The organism is Colwellia sp. MT41, assembly GCF_001444365.1.
Lineage (GTDB): Bacteria > Pseudomonadota > Gammaproteobacteria > Enterobacterales > Alteromonadaceae > Colwellia > Colwellia marinimaniae.
In genome coordinates, this window is sequence record NZ_CP013145.1 from 3339749 (window position 1) to 3357510 (window position 17762).

Annotated in this window: 14 protein-coding genes; 9 read left to right on the forward strand and 5 right to left on the reverse strand. The window is 39.3% G+C overall.

The features are described from left to right. Nucleotides 1-14: 14 nt before the first annotated feature. The 7 genes from CMT41_RS14230 (at nucleotide 15) to CMT41_RS14260 (ending at nucleotide 7502) form a co-directional block, all read left to right on the forward strand. Complete coding sequence (locus tag CMT41_RS14230; RefSeq protein ID WP_058027640.1) at nucleotides 15-1784, forward strand: cytochrome c oxidase subunit I; 1770 nt, start codon at nucleotides 15-17, stop codon at nucleotides 1782-1784. Further along, complete coding sequence (locus CMT41_RS14235) at nucleotides 1784-2467, forward strand: cytochrome c oxidase subunit 3 (protein ID WP_058027641.1); 684 nt, start codon at nucleotides 1784-1786, stop codon at nucleotides 2465-2467. The genes CMT41_RS14230 and CMT41_RS14235 overlap by 1 nt, the downstream gene beginning before the upstream one ends. Nucleotides 2468-2476: 9 nt before the next feature. Further along, a complete protein-coding gene (locus tag CMT41_RS14240; RefSeq protein WP_058027642.1) occupies nucleotides 2477-3166 on the forward strand; it encodes a heme-copper oxidase subunit III family protein in 690 nt (229 codons plus the stop codon). Between the two features lie 10 nt (nucleotides 3167-3176). After that, nucleotides 3177-3521 carry a cytochrome C oxidase subunit IV family protein gene (locus tag CMT41_RS14245; protein WP_057182123.1) on the forward strand — a complete coding sequence of 115 codons (345 nt, stop codon included), beginning with the start codon at nucleotides 3177-3179 and terminating at the stop codon, nucleotides 3519-3521. A gap of 29 nt (nucleotides 3522-3550) precedes the next feature. Beyond that, nucleotides 3551-4456: a heme o synthase gene (locus tag CMT41_RS14250; RefSeq protein ID WP_058027643.1), complete on the forward strand. Its 906-nt coding sequence runs from the start codon at nucleotides 3551-3553 to the stop codon at nucleotides 4454-4456. Nucleotides 4457-4465: 9 nt separating this feature from the next. Continuing rightward, complete coding sequence (locus CMT41_RS14255; RefSeq protein WP_057181979.1) at nucleotides 4466-5188, forward strand: SCO family protein; 723 nt, start codon at nucleotides 4466-4468, stop codon at nucleotides 5186-5188. Nucleotides 5189-5336: 148 nt separating this feature from the next. Further along, the gene (locus tag CMT41_RS14260) at nucleotides 5337-7502 is read left to right on the forward strand and encodes a cation:dicarboxylate symporter family transporter (protein WP_058027644.1); all 2166 of its coding nucleotides are present in this window, start codon (nucleotides 5337-5339) and stop codon (nucleotides 7500-7502) included. A gap of 550 nt (nucleotides 7503-8052) precedes the next feature. On the opposite strand, the gene CMT41_RS14265 is transcribed toward CMT41_RS14260, so the two are convergent. The 3 genes from CMT41_RS14265 to yidD all read right to left on the reverse strand — a co-directional run bounded on the left by CMT41_RS14265 (nucleotide 8053) and on the right by yidD (nucleotide 10386). Next, nucleotides 8053-8901 (reverse strand): N-formylglutamate amidohydrolase, encoded by an 849-nt coding sequence (locus CMT41_RS14265; protein WP_057181983.1) that lies wholly within the window; start codon nucleotides 8899-8901, stop codon nucleotides 8053-8055. A gap of 195 nt (nucleotides 8902-9096) precedes the next feature. Next, nucleotides 9097-10167 (reverse strand): phospholipase effector Tle1 domain-containing protein, encoded by a 1071-nt coding sequence (locus tag CMT41_RS19745; protein ID WP_083494301.1) that lies wholly within the window; start codon nucleotides 10165-10167, stop codon nucleotides 9097-9099. Between the two features lie 111 nt (nucleotides 10168-10278). Further along, on the reverse strand, nucleotides 10279-10386 hold the full coding sequence (gene yidD, locus CMT41_RS18780; RefSeq protein ID WP_082606573.1) for a membrane protein insertion efficiency factor YidD: 108 nt from the start codon (nucleotides 10384-10386) through the stop codon (nucleotides 10279-10281). A 364-nt stretch (nucleotides 10387-10750) separates the two neighbouring features. Here yidD and CMT41_RS14275 point away from each other — a divergent pair, with 364 nt between their 5' ends. Beyond that, nucleotides 10751-11476: a YebC/PmpR family DNA-binding transcriptional regulator gene (locus tag CMT41_RS14275; RefSeq protein ID WP_057181987.1), complete on the forward strand. Its 726-nt coding sequence runs from the start codon at nucleotides 10751-10753 to the stop codon at nucleotides 11474-11476. A 101-nt stretch (nucleotides 11477-11577) separates the two neighbouring features. Here CMT41_RS14275 and CMT41_RS14280 read toward each other — a convergent pair whose 3' ends face one another. Together CMT41_RS14280 and CMT41_RS14285 are read right to left on the reverse strand one after the other, a co-directional pair. After that, the gene (locus tag CMT41_RS14280) at nucleotides 11578-12774 is read right to left on the reverse strand and encodes a metallophosphoesterase (protein WP_058027646.1); all 1197 of its coding nucleotides are present in this window, start codon (nucleotides 12772-12774) and stop codon (nucleotides 11578-11580) included. A 164-nt stretch (nucleotides 12775-12938) separates the two neighbouring features. Then, nucleotides 12939-15749, reverse strand: coding sequence for a TonB-dependent receptor domain-containing protein (locus CMT41_RS14285; protein WP_335338160.1), 2811 nt, complete (start codon nucleotides 15747-15749; stop codon nucleotides 12939-12941). 80 nt (nucleotides 15750-15829) lie between these two features. On the opposite strand from CMT41_RS14285, the gene CMT41_RS14290 reads away from it, so the two are divergent. Further along, nucleotides 15830-17749: a PD40 domain-containing protein gene (locus CMT41_RS14290; RefSeq protein ID WP_058027648.1), complete on the forward strand. Its 1920-nt coding sequence runs from the start codon at nucleotides 15830-15832 to the stop codon at nucleotides 17747-17749. Nucleotides 17750-17762 lie beyond the last annotated feature (13 nt).

Genomic DNA, 17762 nt, shown 5'->3' on the forward strand with positions numbered 1-17762 from the left:
ATGATGTGACAAAAATGGAAAATGTAGCGATTGCGGATCAAGTGGATGAATCCAGTCATCCTACCACGTTCATGAGCAAGTACATTTGGAGTCAAGACCATAAAGTTATCGCCGTGCAATATTCGATCACGGCAATAGCGGTAGGTCTGGTGGCATTAGTATTGTCCGGCATGATGCGCTTGCAACTTGGTTTTCCTAATGAATTTTCATTTATTGATCCCTCGTCTTATCTGCAGTTTGTCACTATGCATGGCATGATCATGGTGATTTACTTATTAACCGCATTGTTGTTAGGCGGTTTTGGTAACTATTTGATCCCACTTATGATCGGGGCAAGAGATATGGTCTTCCCCTTCTTGAATATGCTCAGTTACTGGATCTATCTGCTGTCCGTGTTGGTATTACTCGCCAGTTTTTTTGTTAGTGGCGGTCCCACGGGTGCTGGTTGGACCTTGTATCCTCCGCAAGCCATTTTAAGTGGTACGCCAGGTTCAGGTGCTGGTATTTTGTTAATGCTTATCTCACTGGCAATTTTTATTGTCGCTTTTACCATGGGTGGACTAAATTATGTCACCACCATCTTACAGGCGAGAACCAAGGGCATGACCTTAATGCGCATGCCTTTAACACTTTGGGGTATTTTTGTTGCGACAATTTTGGGACTGTTAGCTTTTCCAGCCTTATTAGTTAGTGCCATCATGATGATTTTTGACAAGGTAGTTGGCACCAGCTTTTTTATGCCCGCCATTTTATCGTTAGGGCAAACATTAGAGCATAGCGGCGGCAGCCCAATATTGTTTCAACACTTATTTTGGTTTTTTGGCCACCCAGAAGTATACATAGTGGCTTTACCTGCTTTTGGTATGGTATCTGACGTAATATCCGTACACGCTCGAAAAAATATTTTTGGTTACCGCATGATGGTTTGGGCCATTATTGCCATTGGTGGTTTGAGTTTTGTTGTTTGGGCGCACCATATGTATGTTAGCGGCATGAACCCGTATTTTGGCTTTTTCTTTGCCACCACCACACTTATTATTGCTATTCCAACCGCTTTAAAAGTTTATAACTGGCTATTAACTTTATGGCGCGGAAATATCCACCTGACCGTGCCGATGTTATTTGCCATAGGTTTTATTTTCACCTTCACTCATGGTGGTTTAACTGGACTGATGTTAGGTAATGTCATCATAGATTTACCTTTGTCAGACACCTTTTTTGTTGTGGCTCATTTTCATATGGTCATGGGGGTTTCACCCATAATGGTATTGTTTGCTGCCATTTATCATTGGTTCCCACTCTTAACTGGACGATTTTTAAATAATAAGCTGGGCAAGTTTCACTTTTGGGGCACATTTTTAGGTACTTATGCTATCTACCTACCCATGCATTATTTAGGGTTTTTAGGCGTACCTCGACGTTATTATGCCATGGGCGAGACAGACTTTATTCCTGAGTCCGCCCAGACGCTTAATGCGGGTATTACCGTGTCAGCCATTATCGTTGGTTTAGTGCAAGTGGTTTTTATTTTTAATCTCATCTGGAGTACCTTTAAAGGCAAAAAATCAGGGCGGAACCCTTGGCAAGCAACATCACTGGAATGGCAAACGGCGCAATTTCCTCCTGGGCATGGTAATTGGGGTAAGAAATTACCTCAGGTTTATCGTTGGGCATACGATTATAGTGTGCCTAAAGTTAAAGATGACTTTATTCCACAAAATGTCGCCCCTAGAGACGTTGAATATCTAACTGATGATAAAAATAATAACCAGAGGGATAAATAATGCAAATGCTTAAATCATTGCGAGTTAAACCTTGGTTACCAGTCGAGTTTGAACAACAAACTAGCCAAGCCACTGGTTTACTTAATAAAGAAAAAGCCGCCAGTACTGCCTTACACTTTTTATTGGCGGTGATCACGGTGATATTTTTCTTATTTACCGTCACTTTTTTGCAACGTACACAATCTTTTGATTTTCAGGCACTATCGGGAGAGCCATGGTTGCCGTTTACCAATGCAGACATTTTATGGCAAAACAGTGCTTATCTACTATTGGCAAGTATTAGTATTATGTTAGCGAAAAAATTTGCTGAACGGCAGAGCCTCTCTGCCATCATGATTTCATTAGCAGCAACAACATTGTTTACTTTACTTTTTATCAGTGGCCAAATTCAAGTGTGGCTACAACTGAATCAGTCTGGCTTTTATATCACTACCAATCCCGCTAACAGCTATTATTTTTTACTTACTGGTGTACATGCCTTACATATCATTGGCGGCATATTGGTATTCATGCGTTGTATTTTACTCTTTGCTGTTAACCGCTCTTACCAACAGCTAGTTTCCCGTCTCAAGTTGTGTGCGCGGTATTGGCACTATTTATTTTTTATTTGGTTATTTTTATTTTTTTTATTAACCAGTGATGCTGATACCTTTAAAACTATTGCTTCAATTTGCGGTTTCTAGGGAGAATTTATGCCTAACGATGACCATAAAAAAGACCATGAAACAAACAAGACCTCGTCCTGGCAAAGTGTCGCCAATGATTGGAACGCTGATAAGCAGTCTTTTGATATGCCCTGGGGCAAGTTGATGATGTGGATATTCTTATTAAGCGATACCTTTATCTTTAGTATTTTTCTTACCAGCTATATGAGTGTACGTATGACGGTAACCGCTGTTTGGCCAAACCCAAGTGAAGTTTTTGCGTTAACTATTGCTGGCCATCACATTCCCTTGGTCTTAATCGCCATTATGACCTTCATTTTAATCACTAGTAGCGGCACTATGGCCATGGCGGTTAATTATGCCTATCAAGGAAATAAGCAGAAAACCGTCTATTTAATGCTAGCAACCGCATTATTAGGTGCAAGTTTTATTGGCATGCAAGCCTTTGAATGGACCAAATTAATAGTAGAAGAAGGCATACGCCCTTGGGAAAATCCCATGGGTGCCAATCAATTTGGCGCGGCATTTTTTATGATCACCGGTTTCCATGGCTTACATGTCAGTGCTGGTGTTATTTATCTTACCGTGATTGCCAAACGAGTATATCAAGGGAAGTACGACCAGAAAGGTTATCACATTGTTGAAATTACTGGATTATATTGGCATTTTGTTGATTTAGTTTGGGTATTCATTTTTGCATTTTTCTATTTATGGTGAGGCTAAGCTGATGAAAGAAAACACCAAAATAAAAACAGTTACTTCACAGCCTAAACAGCACCCTATCAGTATGTATCTGAAAGTATGGCTATTACTTTTTGTCCTAAGTGCCTGTTCATATATGGTTGATTACTTTCAATTTCAAGGCGTACTCAGATGGACTCTTATTTTAGTTTTCATGCTATTAAAGGCTGGCTTAATTATCATGGTATTTATGCACTTAGCATGGGAGCGTACGGCAGTTAAATTATTATTATTTTTACCACCCATTGCTATTTTAATTTTTATTGCCCTGATGTCGAGTGAAGCTGATTATGTTTTTATCGGCCGAATTATTTCGTTTTTTAATCCTTGATGTTAGCGCATTGCTGATAAGGAGCACAAATGAATAACAATGCTACCCCCGAGTTGCCAGTGTCTCAATTAGCTAGTTGGCGAGATTATATCGCCTTATGTAAGCCGAAAGTGGTGTTGATGATATTAATCACCGCTATGGTTGGTATGTATTTGGCTAGTGCTCAGAACTTTGACCTTAAGTTGATAGTAATCGCAACTATCGCCATAGGTTTTGCCGCGAGTGCCGCTGCAGTAATTAATCATGTCGTCGATGTTAACATTGATGCAAAAATGCAAAGAACTCAATGGCGACCTCTAGTTAAGCAACGCATTAGCAATAAACAGGCGCTGTTTTTTGCCGCTAGCTTGGTCTCTAGCTCAATGTTTTTATTGTTAAATTATATCAATCTGTTAACTGCATTACTTACCTTAATTGGTTTTATAGGCTATGCCTTGATATATACTTGTTTTTTAAAGCATAAAACACCTCAAAACATTGTTTACGGTGGCTTTGCTGGTGCTATCCCACCTTTGTTAGGCTGGACAAGTATCACCAATAGCATTGCACTGGAACCATTATTATTGACCTTGATTATATTTTTGTGGACGCCCGCTCATTTTTGGCCTTTAGCAATAGACCGGCTTGAGGATTATCGACGCGCTAATGTCCCGATGTTGCCGGTAATTAAAGGGGTTAACCATACCAAGACTTGTATTGTTATTTATACCTTAGCAACCATTATTGCCAGTTTATTACCGTACTTTTTTCACTACTCTGGTGAGCTTTATTTATCCTTAGCTGTGCCCCTTGGCCTATGGTTTAGCTATTATGCCATTCAATTAAAAGTGGCCGTAGATAATCAATTAGCCTTAAAAACATTTTATGTTTCAATTTATTATTTAATTGCGCTTTTTATTGCTTTATTACTCGATCGTCTTGTAGTTTACTGGTGATAAAAAAACATGAAGACCAAGTCTAGGAATAAGTCAAATTGGCAACAAGCCTTAATATTACTGCCTATTTTAGTTGTCATGGTATTCACCATATTTGTTTATCGTTTAACCACTAATACACATTATCAGACCAATATTGACCTGCCTAAGATACAAGGGATTATCCTAAATGATGCACAACTATTAACAAACGTTCAATTAACTAACCATCTGGGCCAGGCTATTAATCAGGACTATTTCAAAGGAAAGTGGCACTTTATTACTTATGGTTATACTCAGTGCCCTGATATTTGCCCAACAACTTTATTCACCTTAACCCAGCTTGCTGACTTACTCAGCGCAAGCCATGATAAGCCAGAAACTCAATTTATTTTTTATACCATTGACCCAGATAGAGACTCCCAAGCAATACTTAGTCAATATATTCATTATTTTTCAGATAAGTTTATTGCCGTTCGTGCCAAAACATCAGCAGATGACCAAAACTTTCAACAAAGCTTAGGTATTAAGGTTGAGATCACTCGCCCAAGGGCAATTTCAGCCTCTCAAAGCGGGCCGTTATATCAGGTTAGCCATGGGCTAAGCATATTATTAATAAACCCAGAGGCTGAATTACAGGCAGTGTTTATGCCTGAAATTACCGAGCTTGGTTTTAATAGTTTTACCCCTGAACGTCTTTATCGCGATTATTTAACCGTTATTAACTATTATCAACAACTCAGCTTACTCTGAGGTATTAGAATGGGTGTTTTTTTGCTTATATGGCAACTTAAACATAACTTTGTTATCACAGCCTTATTAAACTTGAATAACCTAGAAGAAAAGCGATAATACCCGCTATGAAAATTAAGCCTTTGGCCTATTTTAGTGCGGAGACAAAATGCTACTAGCCAGACTATACAAAAAAATCAGCCCTTTTCAACGGGTTATCATTGCCTTAATACTCGGTATATCAACGGGAATTTTTGTTGGCGAGCCAGCCGAACACTTGGAAGTCATTGGCGATGTTTATATTCGCTTATTGCAAATGACTGTTTTACCTTATGTACTGGTTTCGATCATTGGCGGTCTTGGTCGCTTAGACAGCACTATGGCTAGCCGAATTGGTTTACGCGCGGTGAAAGTAATAATCATCCTGTGGCTGTCTGTTATGGCTACCTTATTATTACTGCCCTTAGCTTATCCGAACTGGCAAACCGCAGGGTTTTTCAGTACCAGTATGATAGCTGAGCCCGAAGTTTTTAATTTTGTTAAACTTTATATTCCTAGCAATATTTTCGCTTCGTTATCAGAAACTATTGTACCTGCCGTCGTATTATTCTCATTATTAATGGGCGTCGCACTTATTCAAGTTAAAAATAAGGAAACACTACTCACCTTAACCACCAATATTGGTGACAGCTTAATGAAAGTAGCTTCTTATATCGCTAAGTTAGCGCCCTTAGGAATTTTTGCTATTTCAGCCTCTGCCGCGGGTACGCTTGAGGTTGAAGAACTTGGCCGCTTGCAAGTGTTTTTATGGGTATATATTACCGCTGCGGCCTTACTGGCTTTCGTCTTGTTACCACTGATAATTCATTGGGCAACGCCATTTTCCTACCGTGAAATATTATCAACGGCAGGTGAAGCCGTGATAACAGCATTAGCGACCGGTACGGTATTAGTCGTCTTGCCGATGATAATTGAGCGCAGTAAAGAGCTGTTAGCTAAACATGGTATGGATTGCGAAGAAACATACTCAACTGTTGATGTACTAGTACCTACCGCCTACAGTTTCCCCAGTACCGGGACATTATTGGGCCTAGGTTTTATCTTATTTTCAGCTTGGTATGTCGGTTCACCCTTAGGTTTTGATGACTATATTTCTTTTGTTATTATGGGCGCCTTAACCGCTTTTGGTAGCATGGCGGTCGCTATTCCCTTTTTACTCGACTTTTTTGACTTACCCGCCGATCAATTCCAACTGTATTTATTAGGCAGTGTAGTGACTGCTCGTTTTGCTACAGGCTTAGCGGCACTGCATGGTTTTGTCGTTACCCTATTGGTCGCTTCCGCAGTATTGAAAAAACTTAAATGGCATAGAATGATGCAAGCCATAGGTGTGCATTTAGCGGTAACCTTTGGCGTGATGATTGCTGCTGGCTTTATTTTGAAATCATTGATCCCCTATCAATATGAAGGTGTACAAACGTTTGAAGCAATGAAGTCGATGAATAGCAGTGCTAAAATAGAACAATATAAAGAACTTACGCCTTTGGGATATTTTGAGCAACAGCAGCCGCGCCTTGAAATAATTATGGCCCGTAAAAGTATTCGTATTGGTTATTACCATGCCAGCTTGCCTTATGCGTTTAGAAATAAAGATAACCAGATGGTCGGCTTTGATGTCGAGCTACTCAATCAATTTGCTAAAGATCTTGAGGTCAATCTGGCCTTAATTCTTATTAAAGATAAAGCTGATGAAGCCAAGCTATTGGCCGATGGTAGTGTTGATATCACTATTGGTGGTCATGCAATAACACCAAAACGTGCCTTAACAGTGACCTTTACCGATTCTTATACTTTTCGCACGGCCGGCTTATTAGTGAGTGACGCTAGGCGTGATGAGTTTTCCGATCTTTACAATATTCAAGCAATGACGAATCTAAACCTAGGTGTCGGCAGCAGTAAGTATTACCAAGATATGGTTAAAGAATATATACCCAACGCCAAGTTAACCGTGGTTAATAACGTTAGACAATTTCTAAAAGGTCGCTATAAAGAGGTTGATGCCTTAATTTACTCGACCGAGGCAGGATCTGCTTGGGCAATGTTATACCCTAATTTTTCCGCCGTTATACCAAAAGGCTTACGCCTTAGAGCTCCGGTTGCCTTTGTACTGCCGCAAGGTCAGTTAGATTATTTACAGTATATGAATACCTGGCTGAAACTGAAAAAAGAAAATGGTTTTCAGCAGCAAGTTTATAATTATTGGATTTTAGGTCAAAATCCTAAAGCGAAAAAGCCGCGCTGGTCGGTGATGAGAGATGTACTCGGTTGGCTTTAGCTACTCGCGTAAGATAACTAACAAGCAATACAAAAGCACCTTTACTGATATTATCAGTAAAGGTGCTTTTTAGTTTTAGATCTGGGCTAGCTGAGCTAAAGCATTAGCTCTATTTTTTATGATGGTTGTTGATATACCAATGATATTGTTGGGTATAGCTGAGTATGCAATATCATTATAAACACGCGGTAATGAAAGCTAATTTTTATGATAGTTGTTGATATACCACTGATATTGTTGGACATACCTGAGCAACAATATCATTATAAACACGCGGTAATGAAAGTTAATTTTTATGATAGTTGTTGATATACCACTGAGTATGTTGGGTATACCTGAGCAACAATATCATTATAAACACGCGGTAATGAAAGCTAATTTTTATGATAGTTGTTGATATACCACTGATATTGTTGGACATACCTGAGCAACAATATCATTATAAACACGCGATAATGAAAGTTAATTTTTATGATAGTTGTTGATATACCACTTAGTATGTTGGGCATACATGAGTAACAATATCATTATAAACACGCGGTAATGAAAGTTAATTTTTATGATAGTTGTTGATATACCACTGAGTATGTTGAGCAACCGTATCATTATAAACACGCTGTAATGAAGGTAAAATCAGCTCATCCGCTTGGCCGGTTAATTCATCCATAAAAACTTTTTTCGCTTCAGTCGCCAGCACTAAGACATTATCATAGCGACTATGACAAAAGCCTGCTAAATGGCCTTTACCATAAAAGATATCATTTTCTGCGGCAGACATTTCAATACCATCCACCTGCATGTTTTGTAGTGCCTCGAGCCAACTATCAATAATTGCTCGCCATTGCTCGCCCTTAACAGAACTTGTGCCGACGTTTATTACCGGTAAGTCTTTTCTCTCATGGCGTTTATAGTTATAAGAGTGATTATCATAAATAAGACATTGGCCAAAATCTGCCACTAAGGCCTCTACTAATGCGGCGACAATACGGTAAAACTGAGCATGTTTAGCCTTACTTGTGCTAATCATCTGTTCACTGAGTGGCGTTTTCCATATTTCTTTGCCCCAAGCCGTTTCATAAACACACTCATCAGTATTGCGATTTAAATCATATTCATAGCGCGAGTCATGAGCAATTAAGGTAATGGCTTGCTCGGCAATAAAACTCGCAGTATAGGGATCTTCTTCGTAATAACGTTCTGCTTTTGCCAACAAACAGTTATCGTCTAATTCTGCGCGTAAATTGCCGCCATCATGAATAGCTGCAGACATAACAGGTAGGTATTGCTCAATTTTCAGGGTAAATGCGCCGCCGGCAATCGTCGCGGTAAAGCATTGACGTTGCGTGATTTTATTAATGATTTCTTGTTCTGTTAATTGTACGGATAATTGCTCAGTCACAATCGTACTCCCTAAGCTAGATAAAAAATACGGTTATAGCATAGCTTATATCACAGGTAAACAGTACTTCAGAGGCTGATAACAATATGCAATGAATACTTATATCAGCGAGTTGATTTTATTTTTTTATGCTTCTGCTTTGCCAAAAACATCTGACAAAATCGAGTAACGAATGATATTACCGTTCAATTAGAGTCACTTGATACCATCAGCTTGGCTATAATGTTCGGCTAAGGCAGAAACACCAAAACATTGCTCTGTTAAGCTGCCCTGTTCATCAAGTAGTTGATAATTTATCCTGTACAAAGCATAAGGTCGGTAGTCAAGCAACTGTTGATATCGTTGCGCAACACTACAATGAATAATAGCCAAGTTACTCGAAGCAACTTCATTTACATTGACTCTGACACTACGTATCGCATGGGTGAACGCATGACTATAAGTAAACAATTGCCGATGTATTTTGCCAGATACCAGAGGCTTTATCACAATATCATCAAAAGTGATTTCATCACTCGACCCGGGGATTTTTAGTGCTGAATAATCTAGTTGCTCAACAGACAAAACCGTCAATTGCTTAGCAATATTATCTAACATAAACTGTAAACAAATATCGGCTAAACCATCAAACCAGTAGCCGCCACCAATATCGCTGTGACTACCAGCAAACCAGACCTCTTTAACCCGTTCATCTTGATTAAATAAAGTGGGTTGCAGCCATAAGCGCCGCTCATCAAGGGCGAGAATGTGCAGGGCATTGGCAATATGTGGTGCTAAAATATCATTTTCAAAAACAATACCACTGGCTGGAAAGGTATTAGGATCTAAATCCAGTGAGCCTCGGATAGCAGCAACGGTGTCAAAAACACCGATAAACTTAACTGGCATGGCTAAATGTGCGGCAAACATTCTAGCAATAGCTGCGCCACGACTAAAACCAAAAATATAAACCTCATCACCTGAGCTATAGTGCTGACTTAAATCAGCATGAGCCTCGCTGAGAATATCATCCATTTCCCCATAAACTGGGGCAACGACGGCATTAATGGCTCGAATTAACCAGTTACCTCTATTACCAATACCACTGTAATAAAAGCTATGCTGTGCCGGTGTCAATGCATTGCAGCCATTGGCGGGTGTTAGCTTGCCACCCAAAAAGATATGTAATTTTAGAATATTACTGATACTTGCATCATCATCAATATCACCGACATCTTCCGGGTTATTACAAGTACCATCAAAACAAAAAATAAGCTTTTTCATCATTTTATCCTGCGGCAATTCCTTGGCTATTTACTTGGCGGTATCATTGATAAGCCAGCTGGCACGGGATCATTGATGACGTGAACACAATCAGGAATTACAACGCTTAATCCATTAAATCCCGATATTGACAGCTTTAATCACGCCAAAACGTGCAATAGCTTGGTAAGTATAATGCGAGCAAGCTGGCGTGAAATTACCACTAAGGGCAAAATGCTTAATAGAGCCAGCCGTCGCTCGCCTCTTGCTTTAAAGTCGCGGCTAACCTTTTTTAACGGTAAACCACTTGAGCCAAGTAATAAAGTGCCGCAGCCGCCTTCAGTAATATAGAGACCCTTATATTCATCATATTTATTCATAGTAACTGTTAGAGTTATTATCATGAAAACCAATAACTAAGGTATAAAAGCAACTCCATAATAGCAAGTATTTATTTTACCTAATCACTCCTAGTGGTAATGGCTAAAATTCCCTTGAGCTAAGCGCAACTTTTACTAATTTATCAGCAAGAACACTAGTCAAGCAGCCATTGAGGCTGATAGAATCTAACGCATTATATTTTTTGAACATAAAAGAAGACATTGAGATGGGCAGAGCTTACCAAAACCGTAAATTATCTATGGCCAAAACCGCTGGGGCCAAAACTAAAGTTTACTCTAAGTACGGTAAAGCAATTTACGTTTGTGCTAAAAATGGTGGTATTGATCCCGATGGTAACCTTGCTTTACGTGCCTTAATCGACCGCGCCAAGAAAGATCAAGTTCCAACTCATGTTATTGATAATGCCATTAAAAAGGCTTCTGGTGCTGGTGGTGAAGATTTCGTTGAAGCACGTTATGAAGGCTTTGGCCCAGGCAACTGCATGGTTATTATTGACTGCTTAACCGATAACGGTAACCGTACCATTAAAGATATTCGTCAATGTTTTAGTAAAAGCAATGCAAAAATTGGTTCCTCTGGTACTGTTTCTCATATGTTTGATCATCAAGCTGTGTTTGCCTTTAAAGGTGAAGATGATGAAATTGTCTTAGAAAACCTAATGATGGCTGATATTGATATTACTGATGTTGAATTAGACGATGGCATTATTACCGTTTACGCACCTCATACTGAATTTTTCAAAATCAAAACTGAATTTGCTAACTCTATGCCACAATTTGAGTTAGAAGTTGAAGAAATCACTTGGGTACCGCAAAACTATATTGATGTTGAAGGTGAAGAAGACCTAGCAAATTTTGAAAAATTCATTGCTCTGTTAGATGACTGTGATGATGTTCAGCATGTTTATCATAATGCTGAACTTAAAGATTAATATCTCAGCATAGCGCTTAGTTAACTAAGCGATAAATTTTTATAAAAAAGCCAGTACCTTAAGTACTGGCTTTTTTTATAACTAAATATCACGGGTAGTCATTATTGATGGTACAGCGGCAGTACTTTACCACTTAAACTGCCGCGCCATTTTTTACCGTTTTCGATAAATAATATCTCACCATAGTTACCACGTTTGATACTTGAATCTATGGCTATTACGCGACCTTGATAGCGTGTCTCTATTTGTTTTTGTGAGGTGTGGCCGACAATGAGATGTTCGACATCAAAATGCTTAAGTAACAAGTCAATTTCAGCACTGGTCGCACCCTTATCGCTTTTTTTAGAACCTTCTGGGTAATCATTCGCAAAGTAACCACGATACCAAATAATCCCATTAGTTTTATGCAAAAACTTTGCCCAGCCTGCTCGGGGTTTATCAAGCTCAGCTTTAATCAGACTATCTTTAAACACTGTATTTATTTCTACTAGAGTACGTTTTTCTGTGGCTAAACTTGGATGAAAGCCACCATGAGCAAATAGCATATTATTTACTTTAACAAGTACAGGTTTACTACGCAGCCAATTGCCGATAATACTATTTGGACTAAATAGCTGTTCAAAGGGTTTATTTAGCTTGTTCGCGCTTTCAATATACTTAGGGTGTAAATAACGTAAATCACCATTTAAGATCATCACTTCGTGGTTACCTAAGGTCAGATGGATATCACCGCCGGCTTTTTGAGCTTGCTGCTCTAGGTCATATAAAAACCACAATATTTCAGTAACTTTGTCACCACGGTCAAAGATATCACCGGTAATAACAAAATGGCCTTTGCCAAAGGCCCAGTTTTTGTTTTCATCAATAATGTTGTTATTGGTTAATAGCTCAATCATTAAGTCATATTTACCGTGAAAGTCACTTAGAGCGGCAACGGGATAATCGCCTGAGAATTCAAGTATTTTATTTTCAACACTACTAAGAGCATGAACAGCAGCGGACATATTACAAGCTGAGATCGTGGTCGGAAAACTTACCGCTGTAGTGGTTTGTGTTAGCACTTCGCCTTGGCAAAGCCAGTAAGACTCTAGCTGTTGTTGCTCATTAACAAAAACATAAGGACCATCATTTACTGGTGCTAATACCGGCACTAACTGTGGTAAAAATGCGTCAGCTTCTGCTTTCTCATCAGATACATTCGTTGACAGAGGCAAAGCAAAAGCTGAGGCACTGCTTGCTAGCAATATAATTGAGGTCAGCGCGACTGAGCGCACGGTTATGAAAAAGTAAGAAAACATGGAAACTCCGGAAAAGTAAGGGTAACAATATGAACAATAAATACGCGACAGAAAACTATTTTATTAAGAAAAGAAAACCACTTCCATGTGAGGATTTAAAAATGGCGCTTAGCGTACTAACCGCCATAATAATTTACCTTACAAATTATGCTTACAAGTTAAGCTTAGAAACTAACTTGTGCACCTAGGTAAACAAAACGACCGGTACCGGCATCGTATTCACTACCAAAGTTACCGCGACCACCGTAGTAGAACTCACCTTTATTATCAAAGATATTATTCACACCACCAAACACTCGTACTGAAGAATCATCACTCATTTCAATCTTATAAGACACTGATAAGTTATGTTTAAAGTAAGAACTAAGCTCTTGGAAAGCTAATGATTGTGGATTTTTCACACAGTCGACATCGCCAGCAGCACAAAGCTCTGTATTATTATCCATATCGGCTTGCCAACTTTCCTGTGTACTTAAACTACGAAGCGCTGAACTCTTATAAGTGGTGCTCCAGCGAACACGTAGATCATCTAAATACCAAGCAATAGAAGCGGCAGCTTTATCTTCAAATGTGCCATAACTTGCGTAACCGACGTAATCTTCTTTAATTACACCGTCATTACCCGTGACTGTTTTAGAGTGTTCTAACATATGAGTCCAATCCATTTTGAACTTCACACGACCAAAGCTGTTCATGTCATAAGCATAAGCAACGGCGATATCAACACCACGTGTACCTAACTCATCAATGTTATAACTGCGTTGTAAAACTTCTTCTAACTGGCCTTCTGCATCACGCTTAATAACATCACAGAATTCATTATCATCACCCAATTTGATGCTTGAATCATAACACTGAGATAGAATTTGCTCGTTACCAAACTCATCAATCGCATCAGTAATAGCAATATCATAGTAATCTATCGCAATACTAAAACCGTCAAAGAAAGTAGGCTCATACGTTGCGCCTAAAGTCATTGTGGTACCCGTTTCTTCAAATAACTCAGGATTACCCGCATTTGGCGAATAACTACTGCCTTCATCTTCAAATATACCTTCAGCAGCTATTGTCGCGGCAATACCTGGCTCTAAACGACAGTTAGCATGCCCTGGATCTGTTGATGTTGCAGTAACATCGGCACAGATATCATTAAAGCTATCAAAATCACCTGCTGCTGGTTCATATAACTCATTTACACTGGGTGCACGTTGTGAGATTGCGTAGTTAGCACGTAAATTAACACCGGCACCTACTGTCCATAAGAAGCCTAATTTATAACTAGAGACTACACCAACATTTTTAATATCATAATCAGATAGTCGAATAGATGCTTCTACGGATAAGTATTCAGCACCCGGCATATCACGCAATAAAGGAATTGACGCTTCAGCAAATACTTCGGCAACGTTTATTTCGCCTTTAAACGCAGGGATTAGGTTCCAGGTAATACCACCGTAAGTTAGCGCATCATCAGTAACCGCTTCTTGTGTATCTTTACGGTATTCAAAACCAAATACTGTCGCTACTGGGCCGGCCGGCATTTCAAATAAATCCCCAGTGACATAGCCCATAATAGTGGTGAGTTGGTTATAAACATTAAGTGTTGGGTTAACACGAATATAATCTGCCATTTCTGGAGTAATAGAGCCTTCACCAAATAAATCTAAAGCAACACAACCGTCAGCACGTGCCTCGGCATCATTACACTGAATAGTTTTTCCGTCAGCAGCGTAGCCTGCATCTAAAGCATTTTTTGCTTTAAAAACATCAATTTCATTATTACGATATTGACGTTGGTGAAATTTACCGTAACTGGCCGAGATATCCCAATCCCAAGCACCATCAAACATAGTGCCTTGCAAACCAGCCCAAGCACGTACAGTTTCACGTTCGTTATCAGTAGAGACTGGACCTACTTCAGTAAAGCGACGATCCCAATAAATACGATCTTTATATTGGCCCGCTGTTTCACGAATATTATCAGGTACATAAGGGTTATCAATTGGGATATAACCCAATTTAACTACCCCTGGTTCACCTGTTACTCTATCAGTATAAGTAGCTGATTCAGTATCGCCTGAATCTTCAGGTGATTTATCATTGACCGTGTAGTTACCACTCCACTGGACTTGTGAATAAAACATCACATCATCAGTAATATCAAAATCTACTTTTATTGCTGCTGAAAAACGTTCACTCGGTACTTTAAGCTGCACAAATTCACGAGTGTTAATGCCATCTCTTTCTTCATTCCAATCAGTATTCTGACCTTTTTCATTATACCAATAAGTGGTGTCGTATTTACTTGATTCTAAGAAAACACCACCTGGGGTACCATCACTGCGGTTACGCCAGTCACTCATCGGTGTTTCATAAAGTGATTGAAAGCCATTCTCAGTACGAATTTCATTGCGCATGGTGTCAGAATTATAACGAAATGATGCTTCTTGCGCTGCACGCTGACGATCGCCATATTTAAGTCCATAGTCTTTATCATAATTAGCACTAAAAAATACATAACCGCGGTCATCGGCAAATAAATCACCGAAACTTGCATCAATGGTAAATTCTTTAGCGCCGCCATCTGTACTTTCACCGCCACGGACTTTAAAATCAAATCCTTCTTTATCGGTTTGGGTAATAATGTTTACCACACCGGATACCGCATCTGCACCATAAGTCGCACCGGCACCACCGGTAATAACCTCAACTCTTTTTACCATACCCGATGGGATGGTACTCATGCTGACATAATTACCACTTTTTGAGTTTGATACCACGCGTCGACCATCAATTAAGGTCAAAGTACGGTTAGCACCTAAGTTACGTAATTCAACGGTAGTAATACCAGTATTTGATACACTTGATTGGCTGGTAGCATTACTGGTGCCATAAGAAAGCGACGGCATATTTTCAACTAAAATTTGCGCCATTTCGCCAAGGCCAGTATCACCGATGGCTTCTCTCCCCATGATGACTAGTGGCGTGGCAACGGTAAAGCTATCACGGCGAAGAAGAAATAATTAAGACCATTCGCAAAGCTGGCTATCAATTAATGCCAGAGCCGCAATGGCAAAATAGCCCATCAAATATAAGTAAAGTATCTAACCCTGAGCCGCTAGAAAGTTCAATAAATTACTCCGTTGATAGCTCTATTAAAAATTCAGTATATCAAGAGCAAGATAAAGCAAATAATCAACCAACAGCGAATACCACTGCACTTACCGCTAACAAGAGTAAAGCGATAAACATTAACAGTACTCATGTACTGGTAACTTTAATCCTCAGCTTGTTAGTGCTGCTTTATATTCAGCAATTACCCAATGACAACGATATTAAAATTACCGCTATCACTAAACACCCCGGTAGTGAACTTTTTCCTTCGCCCTCTCCCGATGGTCGTTTTTTAGTCTATAGCCAAGTATCGGCTAATCAACCAACCAACTTGTTTATGAAAGACACTCATCAAGTTGAGTTACCACCAAAGCAATTAACCTTTGATAATGCCATAGAAAGACATAGCGTTTGGAGTAACGACGGCCAATATTTGTATTTTTCTCGTAAAGATAAGGCCAACAACAGCTGCCATTACATCCAATTAAAAGTCGCTAGCCAACAAGAAACACAACTAGCCACTTGTCCCATGCAAGGGGTTTATTATTACCTTGATATATCCCCTGATGACCAAACTCTTGCTGTTTATAACAAGGGCGGCTTAGCAAAGAGAACAGGCATATACTTTATTGATTTGTCATCAAAAAACTTTGCCATGACGCGATTTTCTTGTGATAGTGATTATAGTTATAAAGATAGAGATATGTCATTCTCCCCCGATGGTAAATACCTGGCGGTTGCTCGGCGAATCAACCGCTTAAGTGAAAACATTTACCTTATTAATCTAGCAACGAAGGAGACAGAACAACTTACTTATGATGAAGAAGATATTGTCGGTATGTCTTGGTTTGGCGATAGCCAAAAATTAGTCTTTGCTGCCCAACGAGCAGATAATCGCTTTGGTTTTGTTATCGATATTGATAATCGAGTAAAACAGGCATTGAACTTAACAGGCTTTAGCTACCCGAGCATTGCTAAACAATCACAACAATTGTATTACCAAGAACGAATAGAAACCTCTTCCCTGGTAAGCTTACAGCTAAATGATGCTATAGCGAGTAGCCCTTTCCCGGTATTAAAATCAGATTTCACCTATGAATCACCTGATTACAACCCAATAATTGATTTAATAGTATTTTCTTCCAATGAGTCTGGCTTTGATGAACTTTGGTCAGCTAAACCCGATGGTAGCGCCCGTAAACAGTTAACCAATTTAAAACAAACATTACGTTACCCTAAATGGTCACATGATGGTCAAAATGTCGCCTTTTTAGCGCCGTTATCTGAAGATAGAGGCGATGGTATATATATTTACTCAGTAAAGAATGAGCGCGTTACATTACTCAGCAGCCCCTTTTTCCAGCATAATCGACCAAATTGGTCTATGGATGATAAGCAAATTATTTCGGCCATCTATGGTGATAAACATACCGATCTTTATAGCATTAATATCGCAGACTCCAGTACCCAGCGCCTCACTTTTGATGGTGCACGCTACGGCGTAATGATAACAGCCGATACCTTACTTTATACCAAACTTAGAAAAGGCTTATGGCAAAAGAACATCAATGATAGGCAAGCAGGTGACAGGGTTATTGAGGGAGATTTATTTAATACTTTATACGCATGGACTTATGAGCAAGGCCATGTCTACTATCAGAAAACCTTTGATGATCACTATCAATTAATCTCCTACGATCTCAAAAATAAAGTTCAAACGCCGCTAGTTAGATTACCGCTTAACTCCATATATAAAAATGATAGTCTGACCTATATTGCAACAGAAGATCGCTTGCTCTACACCAGCAGCAGTTTTCCTCAAGCCAATATCAACATGGTTACCAGCAAGCAATTATTTTAAAAAATAATCATAT

Coding starts and splice junctions, on each gene's coding strand:
- CMT41_RS14245 (WP_057182123.1), top strand. CDS start 3,177: ATGAAAGAAAACACCAAAATAAAAACAGTTACTTCACAGCCTAAACAG.
- CMT41_RS14230 (WP_058027640.1), top strand. CDS start 15: ATGGAAAATGTAGCGATTGCGGATCAAGTGGATGAATCCAGTCATCCT.
- CMT41_RS14280 (WP_058027646.1), bottom strand. CDS start 12,774: ATGTTTTCTTACTTTTTCATAACCGTGCGCTCAGTCGCGCTGACCTCA.
- CMT41_RS14255 (WP_057181979.1), top strand. CDS start 4,466: ATGAAGACCAAGTCTAGGAATAAGTCAAATTGGCAACAAGCCTTAATA.
- CMT41_RS14275 (WP_057181987.1), top strand. CDS start 10,751: ATGGGCAGAGCTTACCAAAACCGTAAATTATCTATGGCCAAAACCGCT.
- CMT41_RS14260 (WP_058027644.1), top strand. CDS start 5,337: ATGCTACTAGCCAGACTATACAAAAAAATCAGCCCTTTTCAACGGGTT.
- CMT41_RS14290 (WP_058027648.1), top strand. CDS start 15,830: ATGCCAGAGCCGCAATGGCAAAATAGCCCATCAAATATAAGTAAAGTA.
- CMT41_RS14250 (WP_058027643.1), top strand. CDS start 3,551: ATGAATAACAATGCTACCCCCGAGTTGCCAGTGTCTCAATTAGCTAGT.
- CMT41_RS19745 (WP_083494301.1), bottom strand. CDS start 10,167: ATGATGAAAAAGCTTATTTTTTGTTTTGATGGTACTTGTAATAACCCG.
- CMT41_RS14240 (WP_058027642.1), top strand. CDS start 2,477: ATGCCTAACGATGACCATAAAAAAGACCATGAAACAAACAAGACCTCG.
- CMT41_RS14235 (WP_058027641.1), top strand. CDS start 1,784: ATGCAAATGCTTAAATCATTGCGAGTTAAACCTTGGTTACCAGTCGAG.